The following is a 13,275-nucleotide window of genomic DNA, read 5'->3' as shown; positions in this document are numbered from 1 at the left end:
ATGGTACATATAACCTAAATAATTTCAGACATATGTCATTTAAGTGAAATCCACTCACTTGTAAGGTGTCAATATGCCAAACGTAACCACTCGCTTAATTCGTCTCAATGAAGTACTAGTAATGACTGGCTTATCAAGGTCGGGAATGTATCGCTCTATAGAAAAACAGCAGTTTCCATCACAGGTGCCAATTGGAGATAGAGCCGTCGCATGGGTAGAAGGTGAGGTTCAAGACTGGGTTCGCCAACGAGTGCTAAACAGGTGAAATTAAATATTGGAGAGCTTTATAGCTCTCCAAGCATGCTATAGAAGCTTAGAGAATTGTGTGGCTTTATTTTTTTTATCTTCTTCAATGCTTCTCATTAATTCTTCAGATTTACTAGTAAACTGATTGGTCATCAAAGTGATTACCTGGTTGATGGGCATGTCAAATTGTTTGGAAAGCTGATGAAGCTGGATTGATACCGTTTCGTCAACAACGATATTTAAGGCTTTTTTGTTTTCCCTTGTGGTTTTTTCCCTATATTTCTTCTGCGACCATGCTCTTTTGAAGTTCATCATGATCAGTTTTTTTCAGCGTCGCTAATATCTAGTGAATGAAAAATAGCCGGAACGATTTTAGTGTGACTTTCATTGATGTTCATTACGTTTGGCAATTCAGCAACGATGCTCTTTACTGAGGATATTTTGGGGAAATAGTCAACTACCCACGCCACCTGGTCATCATTTTTATCGTCAAGCCAGTTAAATTTAAACGCTTCTGATGAGCTGTAGTACACGTCAATTATACTATTGATTAACTCTCTTTTTTTCTCGACTTGTATTTGTGATGAGATGAATGCATTGATGAGGTAATTCAGCATCGAATTAATATCGGTGATAGTGTTTGGCGGTGTTTCTGGTAGATGTTGAATGAGGTTATTTGTCACAATTTTTGTAAATATGTAGATTATAAGTCGAGTGTCTTTTGTGGTGGAAAACCGCATATCGCTCAATGAAAGTACATCATAGGCAATCGTTCTGACTTTTGACTCTGGTGTATTGTGTAACCCGCCTAGCATGTCCGATGCATTCTTGAAGTACCCCACTATTTCTGATTTATACCTTTCCGAAGTTAATTTTTGGCTTGATTGAAAATTAAAGTCAGCGCTTTGCTTGTGATTTAGATGTTGGGAAATTCCCGCAAGTTGATATATGTCATATTGTTCAAGGAACTCAAAGTACATTACTTTTTCTATCGGTTTATCAAATCTTGGCATAGTGATTACTTAGTAGTATTTTTGTGTGATTGTTGGTTGATTTATAAGCTGTTTTATAATTATTTTACAGTGTTTTTGGATTGTATATAGAGCTAGTTCAAAGTGTTTCATTTACGACTGTACCTAGGTTTATGCACGACGTAGCCTCTTGAGCGGGAGTTAGATAACTTCAGAGTTATCAGTTTTGAACGGATTGGCCGGTAACTTACACTACTACGCTCATCTGAAGTGTTTTGCCAGGTCTAGTTTTGAGGTGGGTAAGGAACAAGTCTTTCCTTATCCAAAGTTGAGATTGGGGATTGCGGTTATGGTTAATATACCTCTATGGTGGAGTGAAATTATTTTTAACAATCATCCACCTTTCTATACCGAATTAACCAGAGGTATAGAAAATGAAAACACTAAAAAAGAAAGTCACTCATAACGATGAGTTCAATGGCCTACCTGTTTTGAAACAGAAAGAAGGCCTGTTAGTTGATTATCTACAAAGGATTTATGACACGCTGGATTTAGCTTTGGATGATCATCCTAGAACGATGGCGGTAAGAGTTGATTTGCGATTACCGCTTTTTATGGTGATGGAAGAATCATATTTGATGAAAAACTTCATTGCTTCGTTGGATGCGCAAATACAGGCTGATTTAAGAAGGAAAGCAAGAGCAGGGAAACCGAAACGGAAATGTCGATTAAGGTATGTATGGGTGAAGGAAAAAGATAAAGCGTTACATCATCACTATCACCTTGTTCTGCTGTTTAACAAGGATGTATATAACAGCCTGGGGTCATTCTCTAACCGAAACAACCTATCTCACAAAATTAAAACGGCATGGTGTCGGGCATTAGATACTGATCTTGATGATGGCGGTCGTTTAGTGCACTTTCCTGACAATTGTGTATACCACATCGATGTAAATAGCCTTAGGTCTTCTTCTGTTCTTGACGAGCTATTTCGTCGTCTCAGTTACTTTGCCAAAGTACGCACCAAGCAATTTGGTACTGGAAACAGAAGTTTTGGTTGCTCAATAAAATAAAAAAAGAGAGGGGATACATCCCCTCTCGACTCGTTATGATTAGTTAGCAGGCACTATGGGCAGTTCTTCACACATACCCATATTAGCCACGTCCACTAAAGTATCTAGAGAGTCACCACACTGGGTTTGGTGAGTGCCGTTAGGGTAAGTGGTACGTATAATCCAGATACCTTTGCTGTTCACGTCTGTGATGACATTTTTCTCAGCTGTACTTACAAGTGATGTACGTGTCCAACGTGATGCCCCGTAAGATTCCGTTGAGTCCAGTGAGTAGTTCCAAGTTGAGAACTGGTCCAGCACTGTTGGGTCTGTGATGTTAGAGTACAAACCATCGTTGATTAGGTCATCGATAACAGCATTGTCACCAAAGTCAAAACCCCACATACCAGCTTGTAGTAACACATTGCCGTCTTTCAATTCACGAATGACGTTAGCGTAAGGTACGCTAGAAGAGTACACGAGTGGATCTGCACATGCAGTATGGTCGTCAACTAGAACAGAAGCTGATACAGAGAATGTAACGGTGTCGTTGCCGTAGTCTTTTGAGTTCTGTACGTAATTATTAGTTAAACCACAACCGTATTTGCTGATTTCTGGTAGGTAGTCGATTAGGTCATCAGTGTATTTTTGCACTGCGCCTTCTTCGGCTTTGATTTTGTTACGGTAAACGATGAGACGGCCTATAGTTTCTAAGTCAGCAGTTACTTCAAATACACGTAGAGAATGTGTGTCGGCATCAAACACGCGTTCTTCACGATACCACTTAGTGAAATTGCCTGCGTCGTCTTTCTCAACGTAGTACTCAACTGTAGCTTTCCAAGCGTTAGGGTTCGCATCGACTAGAGCTGAAGTTTCAGCGTAGCCTTTTGCTAGACCGCTGGTTAGAAGCTGGGCTAGTTGATGCTGCTCGGTGTTACCAGAAGCGATGAAGTCTGCGTATAGCTCGTTAGCCGGAATGTTGTAGCGGTTACCCAACTCGTATTCCTTCTCGGCGACTAGACGTGCAACTTTGTTTTGCGCTTCAGTATTCGCAGCCAACTCTTTACAGTTGCTTACGCCACTTTGTAATAGGTCTGTTTCAACAGCTGACCAAATTACGGTAGTGAATGGAGTCGTAGCAAATACATCTTCGCCTACGTTGCCAGATGAGAATGAGGGCGGAAAGGTTAAGCGATAAGGTTTATTAACTAACCCATAATCGCTATCGTACGCGCCAGCAGGCACATCGACGATAATTGGCGAGTACTCTTTACAGATTAAGTCATCTTCTTCAATAGCAAAATCGAAACGACCGTTCTGATCTGTGGTAGAGCTAGGTTCATTATCGTCTTGTACACCATTGAAGTTGTAATCTAGGAACGCAGTAGCACCCTCGACATAGCCATCGATAGCCACACCTGCGATTTGAGCAGACGGAGTACCTGGATTAGTACCGCCACCACCTCCGCAAGCTGTCAGAGCGAAAGCGATAGAGCTGACGAGAGTTGTTCTGAGTAAGTTAGTATTTTTCATGATCATTCCTTGTGTGGTTGTTTGAACATTTGGCTATAAGTGTTGGTTCTCGTTTAGGTGTAATGACCTCAGATAGTGAAAATCCCTTTGGATAGGTAAACCCGAATGTACTGATGTAGATGTCTTGAATTTGATTGAGAGGGATGGCGCAAACATGGCTTTCGAATTGGTAGATCAATTGAAGGGCTTCACTCTCTAACACAAGCCCAAGTGGACAGACATACTGGAGAGTTTGTTCGCTGTTGAGATGGAGGCGAATTTCACGCTGGTAATAGATTGCTAGACAAAGCTTGTCAAAAAGAGCTTCGTCATAATTTTCTTTCTGATTTATTAACGTGTATCGAATATCAATACGTGGACCTTGGTTGTGGTCCATTAGCAAAAAGGGTGCAAATGCGCCTTGCATACTTGGTAGATAACTTTCAGGAAGTGCTGCTTTTAAACTCTCAAAAGCAAACTCAAGAAGTACAGATTCTTTAGGGCCCATGAATACACCTGGTTGGGGTCTTCGATGATAGCTATAGGGCAGGGTTCTATCGTCTTTTTCAATATCTAGGTAATCCGTCAGAATATTCAAGCAGCGTTGTACGGTACGTTTCGAACGCTTAATCCCAGTACTCGCTAATCGTTCATGAATTTCACTAACTGTGATCTTTCGTTGAGTTGGGATGAGAGAGTAAACTTCAAACACCAACTCAATATGTTCGATGCGTTGCTTGTTGGGTTTAGAGGGCATGGGACCACCAAAATTTAAACGTGATCAATCACCTCAACACTTTTGAGTGATGAGCTAAAGAATCAACGTGATTAGGGATCGGCTGGTGGCCACACAGCCTGATACGATTACTTCTTGTAGTTAATGACGAGTTTGTCTGCGAAAGGGTATTTAGCTATTTCATAGTCTGGGTTTCTTGTGGCTAAATTATGCGCCGATATTGCGGCGGCTGAAGCTAGGCCAAAAATGACAGCAGGACCGGAAGCCAAAGTGGCAGCCATCGTTGTAGAGCGACCTGCTGTGTATATTCGACAAGATAGATTTTGAGCCTCTATAAGCCGTTCAATCTTTTTCACCGTCTGAGAGAAGTTTTTTACCCGAGTTAAGGTGAACGACTCTTTTCGTTGGATTAAAGCGATGAGCTCTTCATCATTGGTATGATGCAGTACATTACTTGTGGTCATTGTGAATCCTTAGTTGGGTGTCTATGAACCATCACTGATGGCATTAGGATAAGGATGGGTGAGACAAATAACGTCTCACTCAAATGGCGGATAATGATTATGTGAAATGGGCTGTATATTTGAATTTAAATGACCTCGGGAAAGGCCATTATTTATCCTTTGCTGCTTCTAGAATTTCACTTAGTAGGTAACCTCTATTCATCAACTCAATAGTGGCTAAGAGCCGTTTTAGGTGAGCCGAAGAAAGGCGTTGAACGAATTCAAACAGTTCGTGATCTGAGCTTTGCTCTACCTCCTTTTTAAAGTGCTGATACTGTTCATTAAGGTAATGACAACTCGCGAGAGCGGCTCTGATAAGCGCTTTTGTGAGCTGCTCTTTTAATGGGGAGATATTGGGCATGATTGGTACCACTTATCGGTAATGTCGTGATAAGTCGTGGGGTGGGAGTCTATGATGAAAAGTCATTCAGGCCTTGCTACATATAGGGTTAGCTCTCTCCGAAGCACGACTTTTGATGGCTGTAGTGGTCCGGTGCCTTTGTATCGTGACATAGACCCGGACGGGTTGTTCTCTCATTACGAAGTGATAGATATAGAGTCAAACGCTTCCATATCGATGTAGCTTAAGAAGTTATCCTGCCAAAGCTCGAACATCTCTACAGCGGAATAGTTACCCTTGATTGGGCTCCATCCCCCGAACTCTGTAAAGAACGCTTGGTCTCGAAAATCAAAGTCTAGACATCGCGCCAATTCTGGATACACATTTCCAACGTAAGCAAAATCAGTGATGTATTCGACATTCCATAGACCACTGGAGATCTGTGTTATCGCGATTTCAACAGGGTGAAATCCACCAGCCTCTGAGCTGTATGAACTATCTCGAAAGTTGAACGTCAGGTAAGTACTTTGGGCTATTGACTCACTCTGGGTTAATTGTTGTTGAAAATGGTTGTTTAACAGTGCATGAAGTTTGTCTGACACGGGTAAACTGGATGGGTGAAAGAGCAGAGTAGACATAATGATGCCTCCTTGAGTTTAGGTGAACGAGTAGGGTGATTGGTTAGCCTTAGCGGACTTGAGTGAGCTGTATGTCATCGAAGACATGCTGAGTTAAATGATCATGGAAAGCGCACATCCAGGCTTGGAACACTTTTGTTGTGACAGGGTGGCTCAGGCTCGCTGCCCCCGCATCTGGTTGATAGCACCAGTGATTAAGTAGGTGGAAATAGAGATACACATCGAGCGAGTCGGTGGTTTGGTCTTGATAAGTAAAATTGGCCACGAAAACCAAGCTCCAATCAGAGCGTGAATTCTCCCGCTTTAACTGAATCTCTACAGGGGCGACCCCTTCCTTTGTTTTGTAGTAGCTTGTATTTCGGCAGTTGAGTGCAATGCGTGTCGTGTCTTTAGGAATTGAGTAGCGAGCGATGGTTTGCTCTAACTGCTGGTGGAGTTTGCTATTGAGGGTGATGTCACCATAGTGTTTCTCAATCATAACCAGCCCCTTTCCGCAAACGACGTGCATTGTTCCCCAACAACAATATGATCCAGAACTCGAACATCAATGAGCGCTAAAGCATCTTGCAATCTGGTCGTGATGCGCCTGTCTGCTTGGGACGGCTCAGGATCGCCTGATGGATGGTTGTGAGCAAAGATAACCGCCGCCGCATTGGCTTTAAGAGCAGTCTTTACTACCTCCCTTGGATAGACGCTTGCCGCATCAATCGTCCCTTGAAACAACTCCTCAAACTCAATTAATCGGTGTTGGTTATCTAGCAACATGACGGCGAACACTTCGCGTTCACTGCCGCCTATCTTAAATCGCAAATAGTCTCGGGTAGCTTGTGGATTGGTAAATACATCTCCTCGTACATAACGATCTTCTAATATCTCAGCGGCTTTTTCTAGAACACGATGTTCATGCTCTTGCTGCGAGAGTAGTGGTGGTGAAAGTGTTCTCATTTTGGTTCTCCTTTAATCAGGCTTTAGGTCATTCACTTTAATGACATATACCTCAAAAAGGTTTGAATCAGAGTAAGCCGAGCCAGCCTCATTTTTTTTAACACTATCTCCTTATCCCATGAGGACCACAGACATAGGAGAACGTCCCATGAGATTTTTAAAGCTAAAAGAAGTGATTGAGAAAACCGCATTAAGCCGTTCGGCGATATACAGAAAAATGGACGAAGGTGATTTTCCTGTATCGGTAAGCTTGGGAGATAGGGCGGTCGCTTGGGTAGAAGAAGAGGTGAATAACTGGATGGAAATGCGCTTGGCTGAAAGACCAAGCCATTAAGACTGAATTAACGCCACTGCACCAATTAAGGCATTACCAAAATGGTAGGCCAAAACTCGAACAAAGGAGCAAGACCATGAATGAAGAAAACTGTGCAATTTATATCGGTATCGCAACATCAAAAGGAAACGTATCAAACCTACAGGGTGGGATTGGTATCAGTGTTTATAACTACGATGGGCAGTTAGTTGACGAAAATAATCTATTAGTCGGTGAGATTGCCGATAGTGCTGAGTTAGAGCTTATCGCATTGATAGAAGCTATAGCTTATGCCAGAGATGGAGACTGCCTGTATTCGAGTAGTGAATATTGTGTGAAAGGGTTCAATGAATGGTTAGATAACTGGAAAGCAAAGGGGTGGCGAAAATCTGATAAGAAGCCAGTAGCGAATAGTCATTTGTGGAAGAGAATCGATAAGCTTCGTGCGAGTAAGTTTGTTGAAGTAAGGCGTGCACATAAGGTCTGGGGTTTTGAACAGATGGGGAGAGCGGGGGATATGGCTAGAACTAGGCTGTGATTTTTGTCAGTCCACGATGGTTTTTTCTATTTATAACTCGCTATAGGAGAGAAGCGACTAAAAGGAAAAGAGATGATTTTTCCTAAGAAAGTTACTCTAGCAACGGTATTTCATTTCAGGAATAAATGCGCACCATGAGTATAAAATCAGGTCATAAGGCTCGTTTGCTACCGTATCATAAATATGTCACTCAACAAACTAGGATAAAAGGAAGTATTGCGGTGTTTACTAAGACTGAGTGTTAGTAATTTCATGATTATTAAAATTGAACTTTAATTTTTCGAAATACAAGCAAATGGTTATTCGATCTGAATGGTATGGCTAGATATTATGTGCATACTATTATTCGGTAAAATACTCTGCAATTTATCGAGGAATGTTTGGTGACTTTTAGGTGAATTGTATTGGTCAAGTTCAAAAATAGTGGTCGACCATCAAGTGAAACGGAACTCATTAAAGTCATATATAGAAGTTGTTCACAAAATCAGACTAATCAACAAGAGTCACAAGGCATGGATTAGAGTCAGTTATTAATCTTAACCTCCCATTCACATTAGTTATAAATCTTTAGGCGTTTATTTGTTCGAAATGTGTGTTAAGTGATATTCGTTAGATCAAAGACGGTGAGGTGGTCTACCTCATTGTATTTGCGTCTAATTATGAGAGCTTTCGCAATAATGAGGAAATAATGCTTATCTGCTGTCAATGTTCTTTAGGGGACACTTAGCATACAAGTTATGTAGTAAAATTGTATCTAAATTAATTTGCGGTTGGGTTTTTGTTGTGGATGGTTACTGTCTTGTTGTTGAAAAAGTATTAAAACTGTTGAATGAGCTTAACGAAAACGATTTAAAAATTTTAAATAAAGAGATTGAAAAAAAGATCAGTTCTAAGCGAGAACTTGTTACTCAAGAGGAATTTACATTCATCTCAGATATGTTTAGAACTAAAATCTAAAGTTCCATATCAGTAAAAAATTGATGGAAACATTTATCGAGCTCTCAGATCGTAAGCGCAACATAAACCCGCATTCTAATATTTCAGCACGAAAAATAAGATCAACTCTCCAACCCAAAGGATAGTTGAAATGGCAAAACGACGCACTAACCTAGAATGGTAAGCACTGTCTGAACAATATGAAAGCAGCAATAACACACAGCGCGTGAGTTCATCCACGTTCTTCGCCAAGCGGCGTCAACTCCAACCAGCAAACCAATCGGAATCTGTCGGATTTGTTAGAGCCGAAATTATCGAAAAGACAACGAAGTATCAGGCGCAGATAGCTACGGCTAACATGACACTTCTCATCAATGATGTGGAGCTGAGTATTCCTCAAGGCCCGCCAGTAACCTATCTTGTTGAACTCATTACAGCATCATAGAGACCGCGAAAGCCAATGGTCTTAACCTCTATGACTATATAATCATAGTGCATGAAGAAGCTGGCGAAATCTGAGCCTGATATCAACGCACTCCTACCTTAGAACTTCAAACACTGACAAGTTGCCCCGTGGGTTCATGAGGCGGATACCTCAGATCTCCAGTATCGATAGAGCTAAACCTCAACTAACATTATTAATTGCCTTTACTTTTGTTCTCAATAATATAATCCAGTATGCAATCAGCCATTGGGCGGGCTAAAAGATAGCCTTGTTGATAATGACATTTTAAGCTTTTTGCAATAGAAGCGTGATTCAAAGATTCAATTCCTTTTGCGGTTATCGTAAGTTCCATGTTAGTAGCAACGGAAACCAATGTCTGCCAGAAAACACTCATCATTATTGGGTCACTTACGTCATTAATATTTGAAAAGTCGATTTTTAATTCATTGAATAAAAGTGAAGATAGCTTATTTATCGATGTGTTGCTTAGATCAAAACTATCGATAGCAAACGCTATATTTTTATCTTTAAGGTTATTGATTGAATCATTGATTAAAGGGTTATCATATAAATCTCTGCAATCAGATAGTTCTAAAATTATTTTGTGGGCAGGGAAGTTATGGTGAGCAAGTAAATCCAAAAATGATTCGATGAAGGTTGCATCACGAAGTTGAACTATAGAGATATTAATTGATACTGAGAAAGGTACGACACTTTGTTCCAATTTCTTGAGAGTCGGCAATGCTTGTCTGAGCAATGATAAAGATAATTCGGCGGTGAGTTCGTGTTTTTCAATATAGTGGATGAACTCTTTTGATGTAAGCACTAATGTATCGGAAACGATCCATCGAGCCAACAATTCAACACCTTTTATGACAGATGAATTACTTTGAAAATATGGCTGATAATATGGCTTAAATTCACCCATTTTTATACACTCTTTTAGGTGAGCTCTTGTTGGATTATTCATAATTAACTTGGCTATTTTCCATGGGTTTGACTACTAAGACGTTCGATAAAATGTTTATGTGTTGGAATTTTTTTCGTAATTTTTTTTGGTCCTCCACGATGACTTTTCCTCTCTGAATATAAATGATCCCTTCTTTTTCAAAAGATTTAAGAACTTCATTGACTCTAGGTCGAGAAATTCCCGTTATCGTACTTAACTGCTGTTGGGATATAGTAAGAGCCGTCGGGACGAACATGGTTTCGTTAGTCGCTAGCTTTAGATAGTTATATAAGGTGTAAGCGAGCTTTATGTGTTTTCCGTGAATGAAACTAAGAGATGAGAGTAGATACCTAGGTGCATTTTGTTTCATTATTTCAAACAGCATCTTATAGAGGCTAGGTTCTTGTTCCGCTATACTTTCTATCTTGGCCTTTGGAAAGTAAAGCATTGTTATTGGCGTTAGTTCTTCAGCTAAGAAAATGAAGTTGTTCGTAGAGAACAGACTTGAAGAACCCAACCAAGTGCTTTGGCCAAAAATAGTACCGAGAGAGGTATTTGTTTCTTCTGCGCTGTAACCCACAAGCAAATTTCCAGAATGGATATAAAAAACACCGTCAAGTTGTAAATAATCAATATTGATTTTGATACCACTAAAATCTGTGACGATGACTGAAATATCAAGTAATGCGGTTTTTAGGTGTGTAGGCAACAAGCACGGCCATATTATTTCTTCTATATTCATTCGTGACTAAAACCTTAGGTTATTTCTGGCTATGGTAACAATTAAATAGGTGTCTATATGTTCCCTAGAGAACATAGCTATGGCTTTGTTGCGTAATTAAATTTAGAGATAGAGCCAACCCGTTTCGCTTGTTTCTTAGTCAATGCGACAAGTTTCAGGCATACCTAACCCAGTAAGCTTGTTCAACGCTTTTATCATCGCGTAAGTTTCACCCACCTGGGCATTGTAATTTCTTAAGCTCAGTTTCCCTCCTAGCAACTGTTTAACTCGATACATCGCTGTTTCTGAGAGTGAACGTTTGTGGTATCCATACCGCTCTTTCCAATACTTATTTGAGCCGTATAATTTCTGGCAACCCACGGCGAGATTTCGAGGGTGACCACGCTCCCAAAAGGCAGCCCCTTCTCTTGGGGGAATAAGCGCAATAGCTCCCTTAATCTTAATAGCAGCGTGACACGCTCTCGTGTCGTAAGCGCCATCACCAGACACCTTAAGGATACTTCGGCGTGTTTGTTTCAGTAAGTTCGGGAGTACTTCTCCATCTGTAACCGTCGATAAACTTAGCTCGGCGGCAATGATCTCATGAGTGTTGGTATCGACTGCAATATGCAGCTTTCGCCAGACTCTACGCTTGCCATCCGTCCCATGTTTTTTGACTTTCCATTCACCTTCGCCATAAACCTTAAGGCCAGTAGCATCAATAGCTAGGTGCTGTATCGCTCCTCTCGTTTTAGTCTTAAATGAAACCTCAACTTGCTTGGCTCTACGACTGATGCAGGTGTAATGCGGACAACTTAACGGTACATGGGCTAACCTAAATATCGAGTCGATAAATCCTTGCAGCGCTCTCAATGGCATAGAAAAAACTCGTTTGACCATGAGTGCTGTCGTGATAGCTAAATCACTGAACCGACGCGGCCTCCCGCGCTTATTCTGTTTGCTTTGCGCCCATCCGCTTATTGCTTCTTCATCAATCCAAAAGGTCAGAGAACCACGGTTAATGAGTGATTGGTTGTATTGCTTCCAGTTAGTTGTTTTGTAACGTGGTTTAGGCATAGGGCTACGAGATAGAGTGGACGTAGCTGCTCAGATCGTAGGTTCTTGATTTAGTTCCATTGAATTACGCAACAACGCCCATAGCTATATGAACCAAGGTTTACTATTGATTGATTGCAATTGTTTGTTTTGTAAGATGTTTAGGTATAGTTCTACGAGAAGTAGTGGACGTAGCTGAGCGGGCCGTAGGTTTTTGATTTAGTTCCATTGAATTCCATAACAAAGCCATTTTTTGATTTTATGGAAATTAACACGTAATTAATTTTGGAAGTGTTCTTTAGGGAACATACAGATGCAGCGAAGATATGCAAACTGAATTTTTGAGACAAGGGGTTGTATATGAATAAAGATCATATCGTTCAGTTTTCTCCCACAGAGTCGGATATTAACGTTGCATTTGTTAATGATCAGTTTGATGTCTATTTTCAACCTCAAGCATCTATAAAGTCAGGGAGAACGGTCAGGTTAGAAGCCTTGGTCAGGTGGAATCATTCAAATTATGGGATCCTATCACCATTCTACTTTTTAGACGTAGTTCACCAAGTTGGTCGAAGTTACGATCTATTTAAAATCGTACTAGAAAAAGCGTTATCTGCTGTTAAAAAGCTACACGAGAGCGGTTATTCACTCAGTGTTAGTGTCAATGTAGAAGCTCTGGTATTGACCGAATGTGGCTTTATACAGGCAGTGATTAATGCTTTAAGCAAGTTTGCGTTTCCACCTAGCAATTTGATATTGGAACTCACTGAAATTCGAGCACCGAAAAGAAATTGTGACTTACTTAAGGTAATGAGTCGCCTTAGAATGAAAGGAATACAGCTCTCAATCGATGACTTTGGAACTGGCAACTCCTCCCTTACTCGGTTAGTTGAAGGTCCGTTTACAGAGCTTAAAATTGATATGAATTTTGTTAAGCAGATGCTCCGTAGCTATAAACACATGGCCGCGGTTAGAAGTTCAATCGAACTCGCGCACAGTCTCAATATCAAAGTGGTGGCGGAAGGTGTAGAAGTTTACGATCAGTTTCGTCAGTTGCAGATGTTAGGTTGTGATTTGATTCAAGGGTTCTATTTCTCTAAACCACTTTCGATGCTACAAACTCAACGATTTGTTGAAAATGCAATAACTTTATACGATAACAACATGGAACCCGAATCGCTTTTTAGTTGACCACTTGTATCTTGAAGTTTTGGATGATTAGCTATCCTCCAAGCTCTAAAATCAGTGAGGATGTTTGACCACGTAATGTTTAACATTGAGCTGTAGATTATCCCCTGATTTTACTTTCTCTAATACTGGATGGTATCCGAGCGCTTAGTTATTAACTAATGACGCTGTATGCACAAGTGGAGT

The 13,275-nt window shown here is 40.7% G+C and carries 18 protein-coding genes and 1 pseudogene; 7 read left to right on the top strand and 12 right to left on the bottom strand.

Annotated elements, in window-relative coordinates:
• Positions 1-73: 73 nt before the first annotated feature.
• Complete coding sequence (locus tag OCU36_RS07290) at positions 74-265, top strand: helix-turn-helix transcriptional regulator (protein ID WP_261837401.1); 192 nt, start codon at positions 74-76, stop codon at positions 263-265.
• A gap of 38 nt (positions 266-303) precedes the next feature.
• Here the strand turns inward: OCU36_RS07290 and OCU36_RS07285 are convergent, their stop codons facing one another.
• Both OCU36_RS07285 and OCU36_RS07280 read right to left on the bottom strand, forming a co-directional pair.
• On the bottom strand, positions 304-561 hold the full coding sequence (locus tag OCU36_RS07285; RefSeq protein ID WP_261837400.1) for a hypothetical protein: 258 nt from the start codon (positions 559-561) through the stop codon (positions 304-306).
• A gap of 2 nt (positions 562-563) precedes the next feature.
• The gene (locus OCU36_RS07280) at positions 564-1,259 is read right to left on the bottom strand and encodes a hypothetical protein (RefSeq protein ID WP_261837399.1); all 696 of its coding nucleotides are present in this window, start codon (positions 1,257-1,259) and stop codon (positions 564-566) included.
• Between the two features lie 392 nt (positions 1,260-1,651).
• Between OCU36_RS07280 and OCU36_RS07275 the strand changes: the two genes are divergently transcribed.
• Positions 1,652-2,290: an inovirus Gp2 family protein gene (locus tag OCU36_RS07275; protein ID WP_261837398.1), complete on the top strand. Its 639-nt coding sequence runs from the start codon at positions 1,652-1,654 to the stop codon at positions 2,288-2,290.
• A 39-nt stretch (positions 2,291-2,329) separates the two neighbouring features.
• Here OCU36_RS07275 and OCU36_RS07270 read toward each other — a convergent pair whose 3' ends face one another.
• The 7 genes from OCU36_RS07270 to radC all read right to left on the bottom strand — a co-directional run bounded on the left by OCU36_RS07270 (position 2,330) and on the right by radC (position 6,943).
• Entirely contained in the window at positions 2,330-3,802 is a 1,473-nt protein-coding gene (locus OCU36_RS07270; RefSeq protein WP_261837397.1) for a hypothetical protein, read from the bottom strand.
• Complete coding sequence (locus OCU36_RS07265) at positions 3,789-4,538, bottom strand: hypothetical protein (RefSeq protein ID WP_065678388.1); 750 nt, start codon at positions 4,536-4,538, stop codon at positions 3,789-3,791. The genes OCU36_RS07270 and OCU36_RS07265 overlap by 14 nt, the downstream gene beginning before the upstream one ends.
• A 107-nt stretch (positions 4,539-4,645) precedes the next feature.
• Positions 4,646-4,981: a hypothetical protein gene (locus tag OCU36_RS07260; protein ID WP_004734952.1), complete on the bottom strand. Its 336-nt coding sequence runs from the start codon at positions 4,979-4,981 to the stop codon at positions 4,646-4,648.
• Positions 4,982-5,129: 148 nt separating this feature from the next.
• A complete protein-coding gene (locus OCU36_RS07255; protein WP_102494738.1) occupies positions 5,130-5,381 on the bottom strand; it encodes a hypothetical protein in 252 nt (83 codons plus the stop codon).
• Between the two features lie 176 nt (positions 5,382-5,557).
• On the bottom strand, positions 5,558-5,998 hold the full coding sequence (locus OCU36_RS07250; RefSeq protein ID WP_261837396.1) for a DUF2787 domain-containing protein: 441 nt from the start codon (positions 5,996-5,998) through the stop codon (positions 5,558-5,560).
• Between the two features lie 49 nt (positions 5,999-6,047).
• A complete protein-coding gene (locus OCU36_RS07245; protein ID WP_261837395.1) occupies positions 6,048-6,476 on the bottom strand; it encodes a DUF2787 domain-containing protein in 429 nt (142 codons plus the stop codon).
• On the bottom strand, positions 6,473-6,943 hold the full coding sequence (gene radC / locus OCU36_RS07240; RefSeq protein ID WP_017104402.1) for a RadC family protein: 471 nt from the start codon (positions 6,941-6,943) through the stop codon (positions 6,473-6,475). The genes OCU36_RS07245 and radC overlap by 4 nt, the downstream gene beginning before the upstream one ends.
• Before the next feature lie 118 nt (positions 6,944-7,061).
• On the opposite strand from radC, the gene OCU36_RS07235 reads away from it, so the two are divergent.
• The 4 genes and pseudogenes from OCU36_RS07235 to OCU36_RS20070 all read left to right on the top strand — a co-directional run.
• On the top strand, positions 7,062-7,277 hold the full coding sequence (locus tag OCU36_RS07235; protein ID WP_019350943.1) for an AlpA family transcriptional regulator: 216 nt from the start codon (positions 7,062-7,064) through the stop codon (positions 7,275-7,277).
• A gap of 76 nt (positions 7,278-7,353) precedes the next feature.
• Entirely contained in the window at positions 7,354-7,794 is a 441-nt protein-coding gene (locus tag OCU36_RS07230; protein ID WP_261837394.1) for an RNase H family protein, read from the top strand.
• Between the two features lie 1,123 nt (positions 7,795-8,917).
• Positions 8,918-9,175 (top strand): IS66 family insertion sequence element accessory protein TnpB, encoded by a 258-nt coding sequence (locus OCU36_RS07225; RefSeq protein WP_261839706.1) that lies wholly within the window; start codon positions 8,918-8,920, stop codon positions 9,173-9,175.
• Positions 9,163-9,277: pseudogene (locus tag OCU36_RS20070) on the top strand (transposase domain-containing protein); the annotation flags it as partial. The gene OCU36_RS07225 and the pseudogene OCU36_RS20070, both read left to right, overlap by 13 nt.
• A 91-nt stretch (positions 9,278-9,368) precedes the next feature.
• Here OCU36_RS20070 and OCU36_RS07220 read toward each other — a convergent pair.
• The 3 genes from OCU36_RS07220 to OCU36_RS07210 form a co-directional block, all read right to left on the bottom strand.
• Entirely contained in the window at positions 9,369-10,145 is a 777-nt protein-coding gene (locus tag OCU36_RS07220) for an EAL domain-containing protein (RefSeq protein WP_261837393.1), read from the bottom strand.
• Positions 10,138-10,866 (bottom strand): Crp/Fnr family transcriptional regulator, encoded by a 729-nt coding sequence (locus OCU36_RS07215; protein WP_261837392.1) that lies wholly within the window; start codon positions 10,864-10,866, stop codon positions 10,138-10,140. Before OCU36_RS07215 ends, OCU36_RS07220 begins: the two co-directional genes overlap by 8 nt.
• 135 nt (positions 10,867-11,001) lie before the next feature.
• Complete coding sequence (locus OCU36_RS07210; RefSeq protein ID WP_261837391.1) at positions 11,002-11,922, bottom strand: IS5 family transposase; 921 nt, start codon at positions 11,920-11,922, stop codon at positions 11,002-11,004.
• A 339-nt stretch (positions 11,923-12,261) separates the two neighbouring features.
• On the opposite strand from OCU36_RS07210, the gene OCU36_RS07205 reads away from it, so the two are divergent.
• Positions 12,262-13,092 carry an EAL domain-containing protein gene (locus OCU36_RS07205; protein WP_261837390.1) on the top strand — a complete coding sequence of 277 codons (831 nt, stop codon included), beginning with the start codon at positions 12,262-12,264 and terminating at the stop codon, positions 13,090-13,092.
• The last annotated feature ends 183 nt before the right edge of the window (positions 13,093-13,275 follow it).

It is taken from the genome of Vibrio artabrorum, assembly GCF_024347295.1.
Classification (GTDB): domain Bacteria; phylum Pseudomonadota; class Gammaproteobacteria; order Enterobacterales; family Vibrionaceae; genus Vibrio; species Vibrio artabrorum.
This window is presented reverse-complemented; position numbering and strand designations above follow the sequence as displayed.